At 57.3% G+C, this 19,695-nt stretch carries 18 protein-coding genes; 10 read left to right on the top strand and 8 right to left on the bottom strand.

The genetic code is table 11. The annotated features are described in order from the left end of the window. Positions 1 to 279: 279 nt before the first annotated feature. Both ACR0FG_RS02195 and ACR0FG_RS02200 read left to right on the top strand, forming a co-directional pair. Positions 280 to 1,587 carry an AAA family ATPase gene (locus ACR0FG_RS02195; RefSeq protein WP_170710853.1) on the top strand — a complete coding sequence of 436 codons (1,308 nt, stop codon included), beginning with the start codon at positions 280 to 282 and terminating at the stop codon, positions 1,585 to 1,587. Beyond that, positions 1,584 to 2,690, top strand: a complete 1,107-nt coding sequence (locus ACR0FG_RS02200) for a ParB/RepB/Spo0J family partition protein (RefSeq protein WP_480889625.1) — start codon at positions 1,584 to 1,586, stop codon at positions 2,688 to 2,690. Before ACR0FG_RS02195 ends, ACR0FG_RS02200 begins: the two co-directional genes overlap by 4 nt. 188 nt (positions 2,691 to 2,878) lie before the next feature. On the opposite strand, the gene ACR0FG_RS02205 is transcribed toward ACR0FG_RS02200, so the two are convergent. Continuing rightward, the gene (locus ACR0FG_RS02205; protein WP_480889628.1) at positions 2,879 to 3,685 is read right to left on the bottom strand and encodes a fructosamine kinase family protein; all 807 of its coding nucleotides are present in this window, start codon (positions 3,683 to 3,685) and stop codon (positions 2,879 to 2,881) included. A 385-nt stretch (positions 3,686 to 4,070) separates the two neighbouring features. On the opposite strand from ACR0FG_RS02205, the gene sstT reads away from it, so the two are divergent. After that, a complete protein-coding gene (gene sstT, locus ACR0FG_RS02210) occupies positions 4,071 to 5,300 on the top strand; it encodes a serine/threonine transporter SstT (RefSeq protein ID WP_480889630.1) in 1,230 nt (409 codons plus the stop codon). Between the two features lie 58 nt (positions 5,301 to 5,358). Here the strand turns inward: sstT and ACR0FG_RS02215 are convergent, their stop codons facing one another. From ACR0FG_RS02215 to ACR0FG_RS02225, 3 genes are all read right to left on the bottom strand, one after another. Then, complete coding sequence (locus ACR0FG_RS02215) at positions 5,359 to 6,918, bottom strand: acetolactate synthase large subunit (RefSeq protein ID WP_480889633.1); 1,560 nt, start codon at positions 6,916 to 6,918, stop codon at positions 5,359 to 5,361. 64 nt (positions 6,919 to 6,982) lie between these two features. Beyond that, positions 6,983 to 7,210 carry a hypothetical protein gene (locus tag ACR0FG_RS02220; RefSeq protein WP_170710848.1) on the bottom strand — a complete coding sequence of 76 codons (228 nt, stop codon included), beginning with the start codon at positions 7,208 to 7,210 and terminating at the stop codon, positions 6,983 to 6,985. A gap of 115 nt (positions 7,211 to 7,325) precedes the next feature. Next, entirely contained in the window at positions 7,326 to 8,066 is a 741-nt protein-coding gene (locus ACR0FG_RS02225) for a creatininase family protein (RefSeq protein ID WP_480889635.1), read from the bottom strand. 80 nt (positions 8,067 to 8,146) lie between these two features. Here ACR0FG_RS02225 and ACR0FG_RS02230 point away from each other — a divergent pair, with 80 nt between their 5' ends. Further along, a complete protein-coding gene (locus tag ACR0FG_RS02230; RefSeq protein ID WP_170710846.1) occupies positions 8,147 to 8,749 on the top strand; it encodes an XRE family transcriptional regulator in 603 nt (200 codons plus the stop codon). 44 nt (positions 8,750 to 8,793) lie between these two features. Here the strand turns inward: ACR0FG_RS02230 and ACR0FG_RS02235 are convergent, their stop codons facing one another. After that, positions 8,794 to 9,564, bottom strand: a complete 771-nt coding sequence (locus tag ACR0FG_RS02235) for a transporter substrate-binding domain-containing protein (RefSeq protein WP_480889639.1) — start codon at positions 9,562 to 9,564, stop codon at positions 8,794 to 8,796. A gap of 138 nt (positions 9,565 to 9,702) precedes the next feature. Here ACR0FG_RS02235 and ACR0FG_RS02240 point away from each other — a divergent pair, with 138 nt between their 5' ends. The 4 genes from ACR0FG_RS02240 to ACR0FG_RS02255 are packed head-to-tail and all read left to right on the top strand — an operon-like array spanning position 9,703 to position 12,626. Continuing rightward, entirely contained in the window at positions 9,703 to 10,443 is a 741-nt protein-coding gene (locus tag ACR0FG_RS02240) for an amino acid ABC transporter ATP-binding protein (RefSeq protein ID WP_170710844.1), read from the top strand. 14 nt (positions 10,444 to 10,457) lie between these two features. Next, a complete protein-coding gene (locus tag ACR0FG_RS02245; RefSeq protein WP_480889642.1) occupies positions 10,458 to 11,219 on the top strand; it encodes an amino acid ABC transporter permease in 762 nt (253 codons plus the stop codon). A gap of 12 nt (positions 11,220 to 11,231) precedes the next feature. Then, positions 11,232 to 11,573 carry a carboxymuconolactone decarboxylase family protein gene (locus ACR0FG_RS02250; protein ID WP_480889645.1) on the top strand — a complete coding sequence of 114 codons (342 nt, stop codon included), beginning with the start codon at positions 11,232 to 11,234 and terminating at the stop codon, positions 11,571 to 11,573. 3 nt (positions 11,574 to 11,576) lie between these two features. Further along, positions 11,577 to 12,626, top strand: a complete 1,050-nt coding sequence (locus ACR0FG_RS02255) for an aromatic ring-hydroxylating dioxygenase subunit alpha (RefSeq protein WP_480889647.1) — start codon at positions 11,577 to 11,579, stop codon at positions 12,624 to 12,626. Between the two features lie 4 nt (positions 12,627 to 12,630). Here ACR0FG_RS02255 and ACR0FG_RS02260 read toward each other — a convergent pair whose 3' ends face one another. Then, the gene (locus ACR0FG_RS02260; protein WP_480889650.1) at positions 12,631 to 13,737 is read right to left on the bottom strand and encodes a hypothetical protein; all 1,107 of its coding nucleotides are present in this window, start codon (positions 13,735 to 13,737) and stop codon (positions 12,631 to 12,633) included. 148 nt (positions 13,738 to 13,885) lie between these two features. Between ACR0FG_RS02260 and ACR0FG_RS02265 the strand changes: the two genes are divergently transcribed. Beyond that, entirely contained in the window at positions 13,886 to 14,464 is a 579-nt protein-coding gene (locus ACR0FG_RS02265; protein ID WP_170710839.1) for a peroxidase-related enzyme, read from the top strand. Here the strand turns inward: ACR0FG_RS02265 and ACR0FG_RS02270 are convergent. Further along, on the bottom strand, positions 14,461 to 16,896 hold the full coding sequence (locus ACR0FG_RS02270; protein ID WP_480889653.1) for a GcvT family protein: 2,436 nt from the start codon (positions 16,894 to 16,896) through the stop codon (positions 14,461 to 14,463). The genes ACR0FG_RS02265 and ACR0FG_RS02270 overlap by 4 nt on opposite strands. 189 nt (positions 16,897 to 17,085) lie before the next feature. On the opposite strand from ACR0FG_RS02270, the gene ACR0FG_RS02275 reads away from it, so the two are divergent. After that, complete coding sequence (locus ACR0FG_RS02275) at positions 17,086 to 18,603, top strand: trimethylamine methyltransferase family protein (RefSeq protein WP_480889656.1); 1,518 nt, start codon at positions 17,086 to 17,088, stop codon at positions 18,601 to 18,603. A gap of 33 nt (positions 18,604 to 18,636) precedes the next feature. On the opposite strand, the gene ACR0FG_RS02280 is transcribed toward ACR0FG_RS02275, so the two are convergent. Beyond that, positions 18,637 to 19,608: a LysR family transcriptional regulator gene (locus ACR0FG_RS02280; RefSeq protein WP_480889658.1), complete on the bottom strand. Its 972-nt coding sequence runs from the start codon at positions 19,606 to 19,608 to the stop codon at positions 18,637 to 18,639. Positions 19,609 to 19,695: the final 87 nt, after the last annotated feature.

The following is a 19,695-nucleotide window of genomic DNA, read 5'->3' on the forward strand; positions in this document are numbered from 1 at the left end:
GTGATGGGGGACGCCTAGAATGTCCCCCTATTGGGCCCTTTTGTCCCCCTAAATGGGGTGGGTTGGCAAGACGCGACCCCCTAAATCGTGCCACCGGACCAAGGTTTTGTCATCCGACTAGGGGTGCATCGTTCCGAATCGCCCAGAGGCCGGAAACACCTTGTTTTCTTACCCGCGGGTAAGCTCGCATCTTGATAATAATTTCTTTTGCCAAAACTGCAAATCGGGCGTAAATAGCAAGAACAAGAAAATTTACGTCCAAAAGAAGAGACCCGAGGCATGTACACGCACGAAGACCTGAGCGCATTGCGCACGCAGTCCCTGAAGCTGCAGGGATGGATTCGACGGCAAACCTTCAGCCCCGAGATGGAAAAGACGCTGCGCCGCTTTTCAAGCTGGGAAGTGGCTGAATTGATCTTTCGGATCAATCAGTCGACCTTTCGCGGTAAGCTGGCTGCTGATCCGTCCCTGCCCGGCGGCGAGGTCGAGCCCGAAGGACGGCAGCGTTGGTTCAGTCTGGAAGAAGTCAATGAACTGCGTCGCCGCCTGAAATTGAACCGAAAGGTCCTGATGCCGCCACGCCCCGTTGGCAAGCGCGCGATCCGAGCCGCGGTTGCGAATTTCAAGGGTGGCGCAGGTAAGTCTACCGTGGCGCTGCATCTGGCTCATGCCGCTGCGCTCGATGGTTATCGGGTGCTGGTGGTGGACTTTGACCCGCAAGCGACTCTTAGCCATTCGATGGGTCTGACGGATGTGGCCGAAGACTTCACCGTCTGGGGCATCATGGCCCGCGACCTGATCCGCGAAACAGAGCGGATGAACAACAGACCCGCGGCGGCAGAATCCGGAACCGCCCTGCCCCGCCGCGAGCTGCCGCCGTCGATCACTGATATGGGGCTTGGTGATTTGCGGATATCGGACTTTATTAAGCAGACCTCATGGTCGACCATCGACGCCATACCGTCCTGCGCCAACGCGGCCTTTGTCGAGTTTGCGTCAGCTCAGTACCGGCACTTGAATCCTGAATGGTCTTTCTTTGCTGCGGTCTCACGATATCTCGACCAGATTCCCGATGACGCGTATGACCTGATCCTGTTCGATTGTCCGCCCGCGATTGGCTATCAGTCAATGAATGCGGTTTTTGCTGCCGACATGCTCTATATCCCGTCGGGGCCTGGCTATTGGGAGTACGACTCGACAACGTCCTTCATCGGTCAGCTGGCCGAAGCGCTTGAAGATCTGGCTTATGGTTTCGACAAGACCTTACCCACGGGTAAGATCGGTTTGCCCAAGTCCTTTGCCGAGATCCGTTTCCTTTTGACCCGATACGAGCCCGGCAATGCGCTGCATCAGGCAATGTATGATGCCTTTGGCAAAGTCTTCGGAGATCATCTGGCGGAACATCCGGTCGAGATGACCCGCGCGGTTGAACAATCGGGGCGGTTTCTAAGCTCGGTCTATGAGATGGATTATCGAGAGATGACGCGCGAGACCTGGCGTCGCGCGCGCTCGACCTTTGACAATGTGTATGAAGAATTTCGGGGCGTCATGCTGTCGGCCTGGGATAAGCTGGAGGATGAAGCATGAGCCGCAAACGCAGAATGTTTGAAATCGACGTGCCAGCAATGGACGATATTCCGGTTGGCAAAATCCCTGACAAGGTTTTCGAAAAAAGGCGGGGCCCGATGGCGGCCGCGATCTCTGAAAACGCCGAAGCATTACGGGATCAGCAATCGACCGAGGATGCGATCCGCGTTGAAAATGACCGCTTGGCGCATGAGCTTGTGCGGCTCAGATCCGAAGGGCTGGTGACTGAACATATCGCGCTAAGCGATGTTGTGACTGAGAAACTGACGCGCGACCGCAAGCCGGGCCCGGATCCGGAGCTGGACGAACTGAAGGCCTCGATCCGGGATATCGGACTTTCGAACCCGATCCGCGTCGAACGTCGCACGGATGGGCGATACGATCTGATCCAGGGTATGCGGCGACTGTCTGCGTATCGCGCGCTGCTTGAGGAAACGGGCGAGGGGGCCTATGCCACGATCCCCGCGGGCATATCCGACCCGGCCACTCTGGATGACAGCTATCGTCGTATGGTGGACGAGAACCTGATCCGCAAGGATATCTCATTTGCCGAGATGGGTGCGCTTGCGCGGGCCTATGCCGAGGACCCCGCCAACGATTGTGCGGATGTCGATAAGGCCGTGACAATTTTGTTCAAATCGGCCAGCTATACAAAGCGCAGCTATATCCGGGCATTCGCCAGCCTGCTAATGATGCTTGAGAAGGTGTTGAACCACCCCAATGATATTCCGCGCAATGTTGGGGTCGAGCTTAAGCGGAAACTGGATGCTGATCCGGGTTTGATACGCCAACTCAGCACCGCATTGATGAAAGCCCCTGACCGCAGCAGTGCGCAGGAATTAGCGATTTTGCGCAGCTTTGCGATACAGGATGCTGGGGGTGATATCAAGCCCCGTGCTTCCAGTCAGGAAAAGCCGCGCCGTGCCAAGACGACCTTTCAGGTCTCGGGGCGTGCGGGCATCGCAAAATGTTCTGCGTCGAGCGGACGAATGGAATTGCGCTATAATATGGATTTCACGCGCGTCGACCGCGCGCGGCTGGAACGAGCGATCGCTACGCTGATCGACGACCTCCGTGAAGAGGACGATGTTACCCACGGGTAAGATCGCCACGGCATGACCCGCTTTCTGATCAGGCGCTGGCTGAACCCGGCGCCTTTTCTTTGAATTTGTGGGCTTAGGTCAAGGTACAGTATATTCCGTTGGGCGATTTTGGTGATTTTGGCCATCGAGAACCTATAAATAGTGCACCCACCAAGATTCTCCACTATATACTGATTCCAAGCTGGGCCTCATTTACCTGCGTCGGAAAGGCACCGCTCGACCATGCTGCGATACCCATTACCGAACAGTCTGAGGTGAACCAGGGCAGGCCACAGTTGATAGATTGGGCGACGCCTAGAATATCCGGATTCTATGTCGCTGTATGCCCGCCAGAATGGCTGATCAGGCGAGCCGAACAGTGTGAGCATGGCAAGATCGACTTCGGCGTGGCCATAGTAGCAGGACGGGTCGATTAGTCCGGTAACACGGCCTGAACGTGCCATTACGTTTCCTGTCCACAAATCACCGTGCAGCAATACCGCAGGCGGATGATCTGGCAGCAGATCGCCAAGCCTACGCGCCAGAGCTTCGGTTCTTTGTGCCAGGTCAGGCGGGATATGCGGGCAGGATGGTAACAGGCGACGCTCGGCCCAAAAGGAGGGCCAGTGGCGGGTCGGAGTGTTCGGGATTTCGACCGTCGCGAATGCATGATTTTCGGACCAGCCGAAATAGGGGCCCGTTGTTTCGTGGAGCCGGCGGAGTTCTTTACCCAGTGACCCCCATGCGCTTTGCGGGCCATCGTCCGGTCCAAGGTCTTCTAGGATAAGAAGATTGGGAGCAACAGCGATCACCTGTGGGGCTGCGACCCCTGCAGCCCTGAGCGCCTGCAACATGCGCGCCTCGGTCTTTACGGTTTTCCCCGTTTTGGTAACATAGCTGCGGCCATCAGGCGTGCTCACGCGGACCACGTTAGACAGACTGCCGCCGTGCAAGGTTTGTGACGCAGAGATTGAAATGCCCAACAAAGCTGAGGTTTTTTCAATGAGCGCGTTCATGCGGCACCCTATGCAGATTTGTCAGATGAGATCATTTCAGGGGTGGATTCTGTCAGTTCTGAAAAGTTTTTTGAAGTTCTAGCAAAATAATTGCTCCTCATAACGCTGCTTTACGTGGGGGAAGGCGAAGGAGCTAGTCACATCATAAATTGTCCTTTAGATGACGCTATTTAGCGTCAATTGAGAATTTCCATGCCGGCCTCCAAAATCAATCTTTGAGCCAATGAAACGATAGAATTTCGTCTGTCTTCAAGCGCTTCGCGCAGGTGGAACAGGTTACATTCCCGCCAGAAGCGCCCATATAGCGGCTGATCCGTTGACTTTAACTGTGCCTTGGCAGCTGTCCGATTCACCTGCAAGGCCCACAACAGACAGGATGGTCCCGATGAATTTTATTCTAAAAGGTAGCCTGGTGACTCAAGTCATTATCGGGCTTGTCGCTGGTGTCCTTCTTGCGGTCCTGTGGCCGCAGGCGGGGATGGCCGTGGGATTGCTGGGCGATTTCTTTGTTGATGCGCTCAAGGCCGTTGCCCCGGTGCTGGTGTTGATCCTGGTGTGTGCCGCGATCACCAATCACAAGAAAGACAGTCAGGCCCGCATGGGGCCGGTCGTGTTTCTTTATGTGCTGGGCACGTTTGCGGCGGCGCTGGTGGCGGTTGCGGCCAGTTTTCTGTTCCCGGTTTCGCTGCATCTGACCGGAACGCCGCAGATCCTGGATGCCCCGGACGGGTTGGCCGAGGTGGTTAAGAACATCGTGCTGAGGATTGTGGACAACCCGGTGAATGCGCTGGCGCAGGCCAATTATATTGGCATTCTGGCCTGGGCGGTCGGGCTTGGGCTGGTCTTTCGCCATGCCAGTGATAGCACCAAAGCCCTTATGCAGGATCTGGACAACGGCATCACAAAGATCGTCTCCGCAATTATCCGTGTTGCGCCCATTGGTATCTTCGGCATCGTGGCCTCGACCATCGCGGAAACGGGGTTTGGCACATTAGTTGGCTATGCCAATCTGCTGGCGCTGCTGATAGGCTGTATGGCGTTTATGGCGATGGTGGTGAACCCGCTGATCGTGTTCCTGCGCATTCGTCAAAACCCCTATCCGCTGGTGTTTACCTGCCTGCGGGAATCCGGCATCACCGCCTTTTTTATGCGCAGTTCGGCCGCAAACATCCCGGTAAACATGGAGCTTTGCCGGCGCATGAATCTGGATGAGGAAACCTATTCCGTCACCATCCCGATCGGCGCCACGATCAACATGGGCGGCGCGGCGATCACCATTACCGTGATGACGCTGGCCGCAGTTCACACAATGGGGATCGAGGTTGACTTCCTCTCGGCGCTGTTCCTGAGCATTATCGCGGCGGTGGCTGCGACGGGGGCGTCGGGTGTTGCGGGCGGCTCGTTGTTGCTGATCCCGATGGCGGCAAACCTGTTTGGGATCGACAATGCGACGGCGATGCAGGTGGTCAGCATCGGCTTTATCGTGGGCGTGTTGCAGGATTCGGCAGAAACCGGGCTGAATTCATCAACCGATGTGCTTTTCACTGCCGCCGGGTCGCATAATCCGGGCGATCCATATCCGCGCAAGATGCCCATGAACGAAGTACATGCATAGGTAAGGCTTCGGATCGGGCCGGTGCCAATTGGTATCGGCCCGACTATATCGGGGGAGTTCAGGCCGCAGGCGGGCAGGCGACTTCGATCAGGGACGGACCTTCGCTTGCAAGCCCATCGTCCAGCGCTTTGACAAAGCTGTCGATATCATCGGCTCTGGTGGCGGGAACGCCATGCCCCTTGGCCAGGGACACCCAGTCAAGCACCGGGTTTTCCACGTCGAACATCGCCCGCGCATTGCGGCCATAGGTTTCGACCCCGACATTTGCCAGCTCATCGCGCAGGATCTGATAGCCTCGGTTGGCAAAGACAACGACCGTGATATCGAGGTTTTCGCGTGCCATGGTCCAAAGCGATTGCAGCGTATACATCGCCGAGCCATCGCCGGTCAGGGCGATAACCTTTCGGTCGGGGCAGGCTATGGCAGCCCCGGTCGCACAAGGCAGGCACAGGCCGATGGCCCCTCCGGTCCCTGACAGAACCTCGTGCGGTCGCGCGGTGGCCATCGGTGGGATGACGTGGAAGCCCGAGGTCACGGATTCATTGCAAACAATCGCATTTTCAGGGAGCAGGGCGGTTAGGGCCAGCCCAACTTTCTGCAATGTCATCTGTCCGGATGGGATATCGGGTAGGTCAAGTGGTGCGCAAAGAGGCTTAATTTTGCGCGTTACGCCGACGGCGTCTGCCAGCGCCTGTAGCGTCCAGCCGATGTCGTCCGTTGGTGGGCAAAGTCCTGTGATCGGGCAATCCGAGGGTTCGGGAACGCTTGGTTTGCCGGGGTAGGCGAAAAAGGCGACAGGCCTGTCGCAACCGATCAGCGTGATCGACGACGTGGTTTCAAGCTGGCCGATCTTTGGGGTGATCGGATAGACCAGTTGATCCAGCTGCGCGGTCCCGGCGCCTTTTGAGATGCGCGGGATCAATGTGTCCGCCAGCAAACGGCAGCCGGTTGCAGCGGCGATTTGCCCCGCCAGTTGTCGCTGCGCCCCGAACAGGGCCGAGCCGCCGATCATCAGGGCAGCATTCGGCGCGCGCAACCGTTTTGCGGTGGCTTCGATGTCTTGTGAGGACGGGCGCGTCAGAGGTTGGCTGTGTGCGATAGGCTCAGGCGTCGCCTCGACCGGGGTCCATGCGGTGTCGGCAGGCAGGATAAGTGAGGCAATCTGACCGTTGCGGGATCGCGCCGCCTGTATTGCAGCCGCACCATCGGTGGCGACGTCACCGGCGCTGCCGGATGTACGCGTCCAGTGGCTGACCGTCTGGCTGATGCCCTGAATATCGCCCTTAAGCGGGCTTTCATATCGCAAGTGATGTGTCGCATGATCGCCGATCACATTCACCACGCCGGACCCTGCTTTGCGCGCATTATGCAGGTTGGCAAAGGCGTTCCCGAATCCTGGCGCAAGATGCAACAGGGTGCCGGCCACGTCACGCTTCATCCGATAGTATCCATCGGCGGCACCAGTTGTTCCGCCTTCAAACAGGCACAGAACACAGTTCATCTGGGGGTGTTCATCAAGCGCGGCCACAAAGTGCATTTCCGATGTGCCCGGATTGGCGAAGACCGTGTCCAGACCGTTGTTCAGGAAAGTCTTCACCAGAGAATGTGCGCCGTTCATCAGATCACCCTTTGTCAACCATGGACAAGAGTTTAGCTGAAATGGGGCTAAGGGCTATGACTGGTTAGCCGCCAACGTAAACGCCGGTCTTCGGACGGTAGAAAATCTTTTGGTCGTGGAGCCGCCCCAACAGGTCCTGAATGCGGTGCAGCGAATCCTCGCGCTCGGACTTGTCGCGCTCGGTCTCATTTCTGGGCTCATGAGACAAGGAGGTCAGCGCGCGCCGAAGTGAGGTTTCGATCAGGTCAATATCCTCGACTGACAACTCGAACATGTCGTTATATGTCGGCATTCCTGGACCTCCTACCGGTTCGTCTGGTGACTATGTCTTGATCGCTATTCGATCACCCGAGGCGGCGGTTTGCAACTGTCTGCAACCAGGTGTGCAGCAAAAGCACCAGAAAGGCTCAGCGTAGCTGTTCGGAGAACATTATGAACGCGTCGCTGATCGCGCGGGCAGCTGTATCGAGCAGTCGCGCACCCGCTTCTGGGGTTGCCAGTGCCGAGTGGGATCCGACGCGGCCATCGGGGAACATCGCCCGGTGTTCATCCGGTGGGCCGTGCCGGTCGCCGCTGTGCTTGCGAATATATTCGGCGCTTAGTCTGGCAGGGGGCTCGGCAGCGTCACCGCTGGGTAAAACGCCAAGCAGCGATTGGGTGATGGCAATTTCGGATGGCGTTGCGTGCATACCTTCCCAATCCCCGAACATCGATTTGCGCATCGCATCGACGGCTTGCGGCTGCCACCAGCTTTGGATTTCGATCATACCAGCAGGGTGTCTGGCCCGAGTTTTCTCCAGAGGTTCAAGATTAGCGCCATGGCCGTTGACCACAAAGACTCCGGTAAAACCCTGTGCCAGCAGGCCGTCGATGACCTCTTGCGCATATAGTGCGAAGACATCCGCAGACACGGAAACCGTGCCCGGAAATGAGGTGTTGAACGGCGCGGGTGTATAAGCCAGAGCGGGCGCAACGATTGCGCCACAACGCTCGGCAGCGCGGTGCGCGATCGCGCTTGCGCAAATCGTGTCTGTCCCGATCCGGCCCATGGGGCCGTGCTGTTCGGTCGAACCTGTCGGCAGCATCACCGCAGCACCAGCCTCTAACTGCGCTTCAACTTCGTACCAGGTCATGTGTTCAAGCTGCATCTGCAATCCTCATGCGTTCGATAAAGCAAGAAACCGCGTCATCGCTTTCCCTTTTCGCTTGTGGGCGATACGCTGCAGGAATGGAAGATTCATTGCCCATCGATGTCGAAAAACCGCCACTGGATCATCTGGTCGGTGCGGCGGTCAAGGCCCATCGGGTTCTGGCCGGTTTGACGCTTGCGGAACTGTCTGCACGGGCCAATGTCTCTCCGGCGATGATCTCGAAGATCGAGCGCGGTCAGGTCTCGGCCTCGCTGAGCACGCTTGAGGCGCTTGCCCAGGCCACCGGCGTTCCGCTGATCAACTTTTTTGCCGGAACGGTTGAAACTACAGATGTGTCGTTTGTTGCCGCAGGCGAGGGGATGACCGTTCAGCGGCTTGGCAGCGGGTTTGGGCATGTCTACAAGCTGATCGGGCGGGCTGAGGCGAACCATGTGACCTTTGAAAGTTTCAATGTCACACTGGAAGGCCCTCTGGTTCCGCGCCCGTTGTATCAGCATGAGGGGATCGAGTTCGTTCATGTGACCGAAGGCGAGATGATCTATCGCTGCGGCGAAGGCCTTTACCACATGCGGCCCGGCGACAGCCTGAGCTATGATGCCAGCACTGCCCATGGGGTGATTGAACTCAGAACCGAAAAGGTCAGTTTCATCACGCTGGTTTCCAAGGCGGTGACGGGATGAAAAACGCCCGCCGGTGACAGGGCGGGCGTTTCGCGTTTCAGAGCTTACAGGCCCCATTTCTCTTTGATCGTGTCAAAGAAACCCTGCGCCTTCTTCACCTCGACCCAGTTGTTGACATAGTTGATCCAGACCTGATCGGATTGCGGCAGCAGCATCGCAATGGGGGAGGGCGAGCGCGGCCCGGCCCCTGTTACGCGGACAACCGGAAACTTCGCCTCAAGTGTCGAACCTTCGATATTTGACGTAATGAAAACATCGGCCCGGCCGGCCAGCACCTCTTGAAAGCCGCGCGCCGGGGCTTCGACCACTTTGATATCGGCATTCGGGAACCATTCGCGCACGCGCTTTTCAAAGGTTGTCCCTAGGGTTGTCGCAACCTTGACGTCTGGCTGATTGATAGACTCATAGCCGTCGAACCGGTCGGCCTTGTCTTTGGTGGTATAGGGGTAAAGCTCGACCGAGATGTAGCTGTTGGAAAAACCTGCAACTTTCATGCGCGGTGGTGAAATCGAGGCCGAGCCGGTCATGTGGTACTGGCCCGCCACGACACCGTTGACCAGTGTTTTCCAATCGGTCGGCACAAATTCGACCTCGACCCCAAGATCGTTTGCAAGCTCGGTCATGATGTCAATGTCGAACCCTTTGTAGCTGTTGGTCGCCGGGTCGCGCAGGGTCATTGGATTCCAGTCGCCTGTGGTGCCGACCTTGAGAACCCCGCCATCGAGGATTTCATTTAAGGCGGATTGCGCCTGTGCGGCACCGGCCAGTGCTAGGCTGATGGCGGCTACGGCTGCGGCCTTTAACGCGCGTTTCATGTAACTTCTCCCGTTGGTTGTTTTTGGACTGGCTTTGGTTATAGGCATTTTTGATACTTGATTTAACGTTAAAGGGAACGTTAACCTCAAGAAAAAAATTTCCTCACAAGAAAATCGCGTGCCAGGGAGGCCTAGCCAGTGAGCGAAACGGCAATCGAACTGATCGATGTCAACAAGTGGTATGGCTCGTTCCATGTGCTCAAAGACATTAACCTGTCCATCAAAACCGGTGAAAAAGTGGTGATCTGCGGCCCGTCAGGATCAGGCAAGTCGACCGTGGTTCGGTGTATCAACCGGCTGGAGGAACATCAAAAGGGTACGATCCGGGTAGAGGGTATCGAACTGTCGAATGATCCGAAATCTGTCGCTGCAATCCGGTCCGATGTTGGCATGGTGTTTCAGCAGTTCAACCTGTTCCCGCATCTGAGCGTGCTCGACAATCTGACGCTGGGTCCGATCAAGGCCCGCGGAATGGCACGGGCCGAGGCCCGCGAGCGGGCAATGCACTATCTTGAGAGGGTGCATATTCCGGATCAAGCCGAAAAGCGCCCCGGGCAGTTGTCGGGCGGGCAGCAGCAGCGCGTCGCAATTGCCCGGTCGTTATGCATGGAGCCCAAGGTTCTGCTGTTTGATGAGCCGACCTCAGCGCTTGATCCGGAAATGATCTCGGAAGTGTTGGATGTGATGGTCGAACTGGCCGAAGAAGGCATGACAATGGTGGTCGTGACCCATGAAATGGGGTTTGCCCGCAAAGTTGCAGACAACATGATCTTCATGGACGCGGGCGAGATCGTGGAACAGGGGCCGCCCGAAGAGTTTTTCGGCGCCCCGAGATCGCCGCGCTGCCAGAAATTCCTCAGCCAGATCCTCGAACATTGAAAGGGAGCGCCGCGATGAAAAGGTCTTTTGTCCTGTTGCTGGCATTTTTGGCGTTGGCGGGGTGTTCCAGTTCCTCGACCTGGGGTTGGTACGTGATCAATCCGATGACCGACTCGGGTTGGGTCAATATCAAGTTCCTGATCTCGGGCATGGGGGACACGATTCTGATTTCGGTCATTGCCGCCGTGATCTCGATCATCCTGGGTCTGATGGTTGCCTTGCCGGGATTGTCGCAGAACCGCTGGTGGCGACTGGTCAATCGAGTTTATGTCGAGTTCATCCGATCCATCCCGTTGCTGCCAATGTTGTTCTGGGTGTTTTATGGGCTGCCGATCATCTTTCGCGAGATGGGACTGGATATTCCCATTGATCCGTTCTGGGGCGCAATCATAACGCTGGCCTTGTCCGACAGTGCGTTTACCGCCGAGATTTACCGCGCTGGTATCCAGTCGATTGCCAAGGGTCAGACCGAAGCAGCGCAGACCATCGGCCTGAACTATTTGCAGACCATGCGCTATGTGATCCTGCCGCAAGCGATTCGACGCATTCTGCCGCCGCTGGCCAACCAGTTTATCTATATCGTCAAGATGAGCGCCTTTGCATCCGTGATCGGGATGCAGGAATTGACGCGCCGCGCCAATGAGCTGGTTGTGACAGAATATCGCCCGCTTGAGATTTATTCGCTGCTGATCCTCGAATATCTGGTGCTTGTTCTGATTATCAGTGCCGGTGTCCGCTGGCTGGAACGCCGCATGGGATCGGACGAGCGCGGCTAAAGGAGAAAAGACATGGACTGGAAAGCGTTTATGGCCGGGATCGAGGCCGACATCGCTACCTATTCGAAAGAGGTGCCAGACACCGTGAAGGGGTTTGGCCTGATGGGCAAGGCGGCCAAGACCGAGGGCGCGCTGAGCGAAAAGACCAAAGAGTTCATGGCGCTGGGAATTGCGATTGCGACACGTTGCGACAGTTGCATCGGATTTCATGTGCGCGCGCTGATCCGGCTGCAGGCCACCCGCGAGGAACTGTGCGAGGCCCTGGCCATGGCGACCTATATGGGCGGCGGGCCGTCCTATGCCTATAGCGCTAAGGCACTGAAGGCGTTTGATATATTTTCGGAACAGGAGTAAACGATGCGACCGGACTTGACCGGAGCTGCAGGCTATGTGCGCAATTGCTGGTACGTGGCCGGGCGCAGCGAGGATTTTGGCCGAGAGCTGGCGGCCCTGCGGATGCTGGGCGATGACATTGTGGTCTTTCGTGACACCAAGGGCAGGGCGATTGCCCTTGAAGATGCCTGCCCGCACCGCAAACTGCCGCTGTCGCGCGGAACCATCGAGGGTGACAACGTGGTCTGTGGCTATCACGGGCTGACGTTCGATTGCACGGGCGAATGTGTGATCGCGCCGACGCAGTTGGACAACCCGCCACGCCGTGCCGCGGTGCATTCCTATCCGGCCGAGGATCGCTGGGGCTTTTTGTGGCTGTGGATGGGTGATCCGGGCAAAGCGGATGCGGGTCAGATTATCGACATCCCGAATTTCGACAATCCGGCATGGGGCAAGACGGCCAAGGGTGCGATGGAGATGGCCTGCCATTACCTTTATATCACCGACAACCTGCTGGACCCCAGTCATGTGGCCTGGGTGCATCTGACCTCGTTCGCGGGGGCCGGAACGGACAATCGCCCATTGGATCTGGAAGAAAGCGAGAACGGCGTCACCGTTTCGCGCTGGATTCTGGATGAACCGCCTGCACCTTACTACAAACCGATGCTGCCCTTTGGTCCGAATTGCGACCGCAAGCAGCACTATGAATGCCGGTTGCCGTCGACTGCGATCAACATGTCGGTATATGCGCCGGTGGGAGACGGCGGTGCCGACAAGCCTCTGTCGCCAAATGCGTTTGTGAACATCTCTTACAACTTCATCACCCCTGTCGATGAAGAGAGCTCGCGCTATTTCTGGTTTCAGCATCGCAATATGCATGCCGAGGATGCTGCACTGTCTGAACGCATGTTCGAAGGCGCAGTCATGGCTTTCAACGAGGACAAGGACGTTCTGGAATATGTTCAGACCGGGATGGCCCGGCGCAAGACGGACTATCTGAACCTTGGCCTTGATGCCGGGGCGATGCGGTTCCGTACGCGCGTGGCCAAAGCCATCGCAGCCGAGGCGGGCTGAGAGTTCAGCCTGCCGACAGCCGTCCGCTGGGGCCCTGACCGACGGCCTGGGCGGGATTGTCGAAAACGGCTTTGATGCAGGAATGTTCTGCCAGAATCTCGGCACCGCCGGGCACCAGCGTAGGATCGAACACGCCGTCTTTCCAGACCGCAACGCCATCAACTTCGATCGTCGGGTCCAGCACATTCAGCGAAATCTCGCCCGGTGCATAATGCCCGCAAGTGTGGAAATGCATCAGGCGCGGATTACCAAAGGCACTGCCGCTCCAGCGTTCGAAATTGTCGGCAGCGGCCATGGGGAAAGTGCAGCCGGGGTGAAGGCCCGCGTGCCACGAGTGCATGGTATAGGGGTCGAGACCGAACATTTTTCCGACGGTTTCATAGTGGTTTTTTGCGGCCTGAACGTCGGCTTTGTCTCCGCTGATATCGGTGATCCGGTCATTGTCAAAGTGTATCGCGACCGGTGCGTTCAGGGTGCAGCCGTAGGGTTCATAGAATTTTGAGCCGGTTCCGACCAGAAACCCGTCCTGATAAATGACACCGGAAAAGCCTTGGGATGGGATCGGGGCGAAGACCGACATGGGGAACCGGGCGACACTGACATCAGAGGCACCCGTTTTCGGGTAGGCCGCCCCGGGGCCCGAAAAGTCAGTGCCAAGCGCGCAGGTCACGCGAATGGACGTGGCCTGAGCAAACAATGCGTTCACCGCGTTTTTGAGCGAGACAAAACCGGCGTAGTTGGCGCAACCGAACCCGGATGCCAGCATGTCGCCGTCCAGCGCATAGGACATGATGGGCTGAATACCCGCCATCGAGGCGTCAAACCGGATCTGATCGCCGGTTCGCGACAAAAACAAGGTTCGGTCGGCCTGTTTCATGGCAGCGACAAGGTCCGGCGATACGCCGCCGCCCATCGGGTCGAAATCCAGAATGCGCTGCTCGGTCCGGATATCCAGCGCGCGGGCGCAATCCAGAACCGCATCCACGATACATTGGCCGTAATATCCGCTGGCGGGGTCTTCCTGCAGGACCAATACGCGGTCGCCCGCTGTTAGGCCGCCACAGGTGACCAACAGGTTTTCCGCGCCACGGCGCATTTCGGATTGCTGCATTCTCATATTTTCACATGATTCCCCTTTGGGCGCAGATTAGCGCCTCTGGCAGTCCGCAATCCACCAAAAATTTCTCCGTGGTGAAAAATTTTACTGTCAGGAACGGTGCCAATGGAATATCTAATACTGTGCAGAACAGGAGGCGATTATGAGCGCATGGATCGAGATGGTGCCCGATGAGCAGGCTTCGGGCCGTCTGAAAGAACTGTTGGACAAGGCCAGAACGCCGCATGGAACCGTGGATACTGTGATGCGTGTGCATTCGTTGCGCCCTGAAACCATGAACGGGCACGTAACGCTTTACCGCTCGGTTCTGCACTCCGACGACAATGTGCTGCCCTTCTGGTTTCTGGAAGTTGTGGCGAGCTATACTTCGATCCTGAATGACTGCACTTATTCGCTGACCCACCATTTCATGAACGTGCGCAACCTGATCAAGGATCAGCCCCGCAGCGACCGGATTTTCCTGGCGCTAAAGGCGCATCGCCCCGAGGATGAATTTGACGGCAAAGAACTGGCCCTGCTGCGATATGCGGCAAAGCTGACCACGGATGTGGGCAAGCTGGTCAAATCGGATTTCGAGGCGTTGAAGATCGCAGGATGCGACGATGGCGAGATTCTCGAGGTCAATCAGGTCTGTGCCTATTTCAACTATTCCAACCGTCTTCTGAACGGGCTGGGGGCCACGACCGAGAATGACGTGATCGGGTACTATACCGAGGACTAGGCACGCATTCGACTGTGGTCGGGATCGTAGGGGCAGGGGGCAATGACCGTTGCCCCGACCAGATCGCCGCAAAGATCAAGCTGCATCGTGCTGCCCTCAGGCGACAGATCGGGTTCCACAAACGCGTAGGCCAGATTCATCCCAACCCGGTGTCCCCAATCGCCCGAGGTGACGGTTCCGACTACCTTGTCCCCCTGCATCAGCGAGGCGCCGCCATGGGCCGGGGCGTGGGTTGCGTCGATTTTCAGGGTCACCAGTTTGCGCGTTGGTCCGGCGGCCTGACGTTTCAACAAGGCCTTCTTGCCGATGAAATCACCCTTCTGGACCTTCACGAAACGGTCCAGCCCGGTCTCAAGCGGATCGAACTCGGTGATCAGGTCTGCTTTCCAATGAAGAAAGCCTTTCTCCATCCGCATGGACTCGACCGCGCGCGCACCGAAGAGTTTCAGGCCATGTGTTTCGCCTGCTTTGCGTAGGGCAAGATAGGCTGCGTAAAGCGCGGCATTTGGGACATGGATTTCGTAGGCCAGTTCGCCGGAAAAGCTGACGCGCATCACCGTTGCGGGTGCATAGCCGATAAAACACTCGCGAACCGAGAGCCATGGAAACGCTTCGTTCGACCAGTCCCCGCGCGCGCAGGCGGCCAGCACATTGCGTGACTTTGGGCCCGCCAGAACCAAGATGGTCTGATCGTTGGTCAGGCTGCGAATTTGCACGTTTTCTTCGGGCTTTAGGTGGCTCTGTAGCCAGTCCATATCGTGAAATTCCGAGGCTGCGGCCGAGCCGTACCAGACCCGTTCCGGGCCGCGTTCGCTGGCAGGCAGGTTGGCCACCGTGGCCTCGGCTTTGACCGCGCCGTGGTTGTTGAGCAGATAGCCCAACCCGACGCGACCGTCGCGCTTGGCAACAGCACCGCAGAACATACGTTCAAGAAATGCGTGACGATCCGTGCCGGTGATTTCAAACCTGTTGAAGCCATTAACCTCTGTCAGGCCGACGTTTTGCTGCACGTTCGCCACCTCGGCGGCGACCACGTCGAAAGCTTCATCAAAATTGAAGCTGAGCGAGGGGTGAAAATCGGCGGTTGGTTTGATGTAGTCGACCCGCTCCCAGCCGTTGACCACGGTCAACTCGGCACCTTCAGCGGCCAGAACCGGGGTGAGAGGGGTTGTCTTCGCCATACGTCCCGCCGGGCGGTGTTCATGCGGGAAATGGAACCGGAACTCGTTCTGATAGTCCTCGATTGCTTTCAGTGAAGTCAGCTCCACATTGGCGTGGCCTGTAAAGCGGCGGGGATCCAGACACCACGTGTCGTATTGCGCTTCACCATGCACGATTTGCTGCGCCAGCAGCCAGCCATGGCCGCCACCTTCGCCCAGACCCGCGCGCAGGCCGATGATGCAGAATGCGTTGCGTTTGCCGGGGATCGGCCCGACCAAGGGCGCGCCATCTATCGTATAGGTGATAGGTCCGTTCACAATCGAACGGATACCGGTTTCCTGCAAGGCAGGCATCCGTTCGAACGCGCCTTCCAGCACATCCATGACGCGTTCCAGATCGTCAGGGCAGAGCGCGTTGACAAAGTTCGGATCAATTCCGTCCATGCCCCAGGTTTTGCAGCCTTGTTCATAAAACCCGACCAACAGGCCGCCTTTTTCCTGACGGCTGTAATAGTCGCTGATCGGGCAGCGGATAAGGGGCATCCGGTGTCCGGCGTCTTTGATCGCGGGGATGTCTTCGGTCAGGAAATACTGATGCTCCATCGAAGCAACGGGATGATGGACGCCCATCATCGCGCCGACCTCGTTCACCCGATACCCGCAGGCGTTCACAACGATATCGCAGTCGATATCACCCTTTTCGGTATGCACGGTCCACGTATCGTCCTTGTGCTGGGTCAGCGCCGTGACCGGGGTATTGCGGTAAACCTCAGCTCCGGCTTTGCGCGCGTGATAGGCGAGCGCCTGACACAGCTGCGCCGGATCGATGTCCCCGTCCAGTGGATCCCACAAACCGCCCAGCAGGTTTGCGGTCGAAATCAAAGGGTGGCGGCGCGCGCATTCTTCGGCGTCGATCACTTCGAAATTCACATCCATGCCACGCGCCATCGAAGCAAAGTGGCGATAGCCCTGCATTTGCTGTTCTGTATTCGCCAACCGGATGCCGCCATCGGCGTGATGGTAATTGATTGGATATTCCGGGTTTTCGGACAGTTCCTTGTACAGATTGATCGAGTGGGTTTTCAGGCCAACCATCGTCTGGTTCATGCCGAAGTTTGTCACTTGCGCCGCGGAATGCCATGTGGTGCCGCTGGTCAGTTCGTTGCGTTCGACCAGAACAACGTCGCCCCAACCTTCTTGCGTCAGGTGATAGAGCGTGGAACATCCGGCGATACCGCCGCCGATGACAACAACCTTTGTTCGCGATTTCATGGGCGAGCGTCTCCGTCCTTGCTTATGAGGATTAACGAGGCCCATGGATTGGTTCGCAAGGGTGCGCGTGTGAGTTTGGATATATTATGAGTTATCTTTCGAACTTCTCTAAATAAATGGAAAGTCGTTGTTTCTTATCGCTTTAGCCCTCTTGAATCTCTGGCAAGCGGCAAGGCTCAGGAAACTGAAATGACACAAAGGCGGAGCAAAAGAAGCGGACGGCGCGAACGGTTGGCCAAACGGGCGGAAAAACCGGCGCTGGACCCTTGCCCGCCCGGCCAGCCCGGCGGGGTTTATAAACCTCTGGGCGAAACGGGTCTGAGGCAGATCTATGACACGGCGTTAGACCTGCTGGAAAAGCTGGGCATCGGTGAGGTGCCTGCGCGTCTGCACACGGACCTTCTGGCAATCGGCGCAACTGATAATGGCGCGGGACGGGTTCTTTTCCCGCCTGCGCTGGTAGAAGAAGCAATTGATCAAGCTGCCAAAACATTTGTGCTTTATGGTCGGGATGAGACGCGATCGATTGAAGTTGGTGGTAATCGCGTGTTTTTCGGAACCGGCGGCGCGGCAGTTCAGACGCTCGATCTGGAAAGCGGGCTTTATCGGCCCTCAACGCTGAAGGATCTGCACGATTTCACCCGGCTGCAGGATACGCTGGCAAACGTCAGTTGGTTCACCCGATGCTGCGTGGCGACCGATGTGCCGGACAATTTCGATCTGGACGTCAACACGGCTTTTGCCCTGTTAAAGAACACGACCAAGCCGACTGCGACTTCTTTCACGCTGGCGGAACACGTGGCACCGATTGTTGGGATGCTGGACATCGCCGCAGGCGGCGCAGGTGAATTTTTCAAGCGTCCGTTTATGAAGGCCCATATCAGCCCGGTGATCTCACCCTTGCGATATGGCGAGGATGCGGTGGATGTTGTTTATGAATGTATACGGCACAACATTCCGATCTCATGCATCACCGCCGCGCAGGCGGGGGCGACCGCGCCCGCAACGATGGCTGGGTTTCTGGCGCAGTCTCTGGCGGAAACCCTTGCCAGTCTTGTGATGGTGCACGCAATTCAGCCCGGATATCCAATGGTGTTCTCGAACTGGCCCTTGGTGATCGATCTGCGCACCGGTGCGTTTTCCGGTGGTAGCGGTGAGACGGCGCTATTGAATGCGGCGTCGGCGCAATTGTCCAACTGGCTGGGATTGCCGTCGGGTGTTGCCTGTTCAATGACGGATGCCAAGGCCATTGATGCGCAATACGGGATGGAGAAGGGCATCACCTCGCTGGCGGCGGCGCTGGCGGGGGGCAATCTGATCTATGAAAGTTCGGGCATGACCGCCTCGTTGTTGGGGGCTAGTTTCGAAGGGTTTGTTCTGGACGACGAAATGCATTCCAACACCTATCGCGCGTTGCGAGGCATCGAAGTGACTGAAGAAAATCTGGGGTTTGAGGCGATCTGCGACGCTGTTCTGGGTGATGGGCATTTTCTGGGTGGTCAACACACATATGCGGCGATGGAACGGGACTATTTCTATCCTTCACTTGCGGATCGGGATGAGCCACGCACCTGGGCCGAGAACGGCGCGCAGGACGCGTGGCAACGCGCAAAAACACGCGCCCGCGAGATATTGCGTGATCACCACCCGGTCTATCTGTCGGAAGCACAAGACAGAGAAATTCGGTCGCGGTTCAATATCCTATAAGCCGCTTCGACAAATTGGCACTGCTTGCAGGATCTAATGAATAAGGTTGAAGCTGTCCGTCAGCCATGGTGTGCTTTGGTGAAACGGCGCAATCGCATGGTCTGTGATCAGGCTGCGCAGTTTTCCGTCGACCAGTTCGATCACGGACCGCGAGCAATCGGCGGTGGCGACAATGGCCAACGTTCGGGCAAAGCTTTTGCCCGGAAAGGGATGCATCCTGAGTTTGGGCTGAAACCGCTGGGCGCGGGAAAATAGCAGTGGGGTGGTGATGGTCCAACCCGCCCCGGCGGCTACCATTGCCATCAGGGTCTGATTGTTGCTGCATTCGAACCTACGCGGTGATGAAATGCCGATGCGGCGCAGTTGCTGTTCTATCTGGCGGGCGATCATCAGGTTGCTTGAGAACTGCAAAAACGGCAGCGACGTCCGCCCTTCGACAATATCTGTCAGCGACTGTTCAGTCATCCGGGGAAGGACCACCACAAACGGATCGCGCAGCAAGGGGCGATCCTGCAGATCATGCAGGCGGTCGTCTGGGGTGGTTGTGAACCCTAGATCCAGATGGCGATCCCGCAGCATTTCAATGATCGCGTGGCTTGAATCCGTCTGGTACATGAAATCGCAGGCGGGCATATTTGTCGAAAGAAACACCGCCAGTTCGGGGATGATGTCGCTGTCGAAATCCTCGATCGTGCCGATCCTCAGATAGCTGGCCTCAGCAATGCTTCCTGCTGTGGCTTCGGCTTTGGCCTTGCGGATGGACGAAAGCGCATCGTCTATGTTGCGCAGGAAAGCCCGGCCCTTTGGGGTAAGCACCATGGGTCTGCGCGCATGATTGAACAGTGCCACGCCCAAATGATCTTCGAGATTGCGTAGATGGTGTGAAACCGTGCTGATCGTCAGGCCGGTTTCCTTTGCGGCGGCCTGTAACGATCCTTTCTGCGCACAGATCTGAAAAAGCTCCAGCCCTTTGAGGCTCAGGTCTTTTGGGGCGTGTTGTGGCATGACGGGTGCAATCGTAAGTCGTGTTTGCGGATGATCTTATTCGCAAACTATCAGAACTTTGATGCAAGAACATCGCAACTATGCGAT

This window comes from Ruegeria sp. E1 (genome assembly GCF_056534225.1).

Bases quoted from the DNA above. Each gene is read 5' to 3' on its own strand.
- ACR0FG_RS02195 (WP_170710853.1), top strand. From the start codon at position 280: ATGTACACGCACGAAGACCTGAGCGCATTGCGCACGCAGTCCCTGAAG.
- ACR0FG_RS02200 (WP_480889625.1), top strand. From the start codon at position 1,584: ATGAGCCGCAAACGCAGAATGTTTGAAATCGACGTGCCAGCAATGGAC.
- ACR0FG_RS02205 (WP_480889628.1), bottom strand. From the start codon at position 3,685: ATGAACGCGCTCATTGAAAAAACCTCAGCTTTGTTGGGCATTTCAATC.
- sstT (WP_480889630.1), top strand. From the start codon at position 4,071: ATGAATTTTATTCTAAAAGGTAGCCTGGTGACTCAAGTCATTATCGGG.
- ACR0FG_RS02215 (WP_480889633.1), bottom strand. From the start codon at position 6,918: ATGAACGGCGCACATTCTCTGGTGAAGACTTTCCTGAACAACGGTCTG.
- ACR0FG_RS02220 (WP_170710848.1), bottom strand. From the start codon at position 7,210: ATGCCGACATATAACGACATGTTCGAGTTGTCAGTCGAGGATATTGAC.
- ACR0FG_RS02225 (WP_480889635.1), bottom strand. From the start codon at position 8,066: ATGCAGCTTGAACACATGACCTGGTACGAAGTTGAAGCGCAGTTAGAG.
- ACR0FG_RS02230 (WP_170710846.1), top strand. From the start codon at position 8,147: ATGGAAGATTCATTGCCCATCGATGTCGAAAAACCGCCACTGGATCAT.
- ACR0FG_RS02235 (WP_480889639.1), bottom strand. From the start codon at position 9,564: ATGAAACGCGCGTTAAAGGCCGCAGCCGTAGCCGCCATCAGCCTAGCA.
- ACR0FG_RS02245 (WP_480889642.1), top strand. From the start codon at position 10,458: ATGAAAAGGTCTTTTGTCCTGTTGCTGGCATTTTTGGCGTTGGCGGGG.
- ACR0FG_RS02250 (WP_480889645.1), top strand. From the start codon at position 11,232: ATGGACTGGAAAGCGTTTATGGCCGGGATCGAGGCCGACATCGCTACC.
- ACR0FG_RS02255 (WP_480889647.1), top strand. From the start codon at position 11,577: ATGCGACCGGACTTGACCGGAGCTGCAGGCTATGTGCGCAATTGCTGG.
- ACR0FG_RS02260 (WP_480889650.1), bottom strand. From the start codon at position 13,737: ATGCAGCAATCCGAAATGCGCCGTGGCGCGGAAAACCTGTTGGTCACC.
- ACR0FG_RS02265 (WP_170710839.1), top strand. From the start codon at position 13,886: ATGAGCGCATGGATCGAGATGGTGCCCGATGAGCAGGCTTCGGGCCGT.
- ACR0FG_RS02270 (WP_480889653.1), bottom strand. From the start codon at position 16,896: ATGAAATCGCGAACAAAGGTTGTTGTCATCGGCGGCGGTATCGCCGGA.
- ACR0FG_RS02275 (WP_480889656.1), top strand. From the start codon at position 17,086: ATGACACAAAGGCGGAGCAAAAGAAGCGGACGGCGCGAACGGTTGGCC.
- ACR0FG_RS02280 (WP_480889658.1), bottom strand. From the start codon at position 19,608: ATGCCACAACACGCCCCAAAAGACCTGAGCCTCAAAGGGCTGGAGCTT.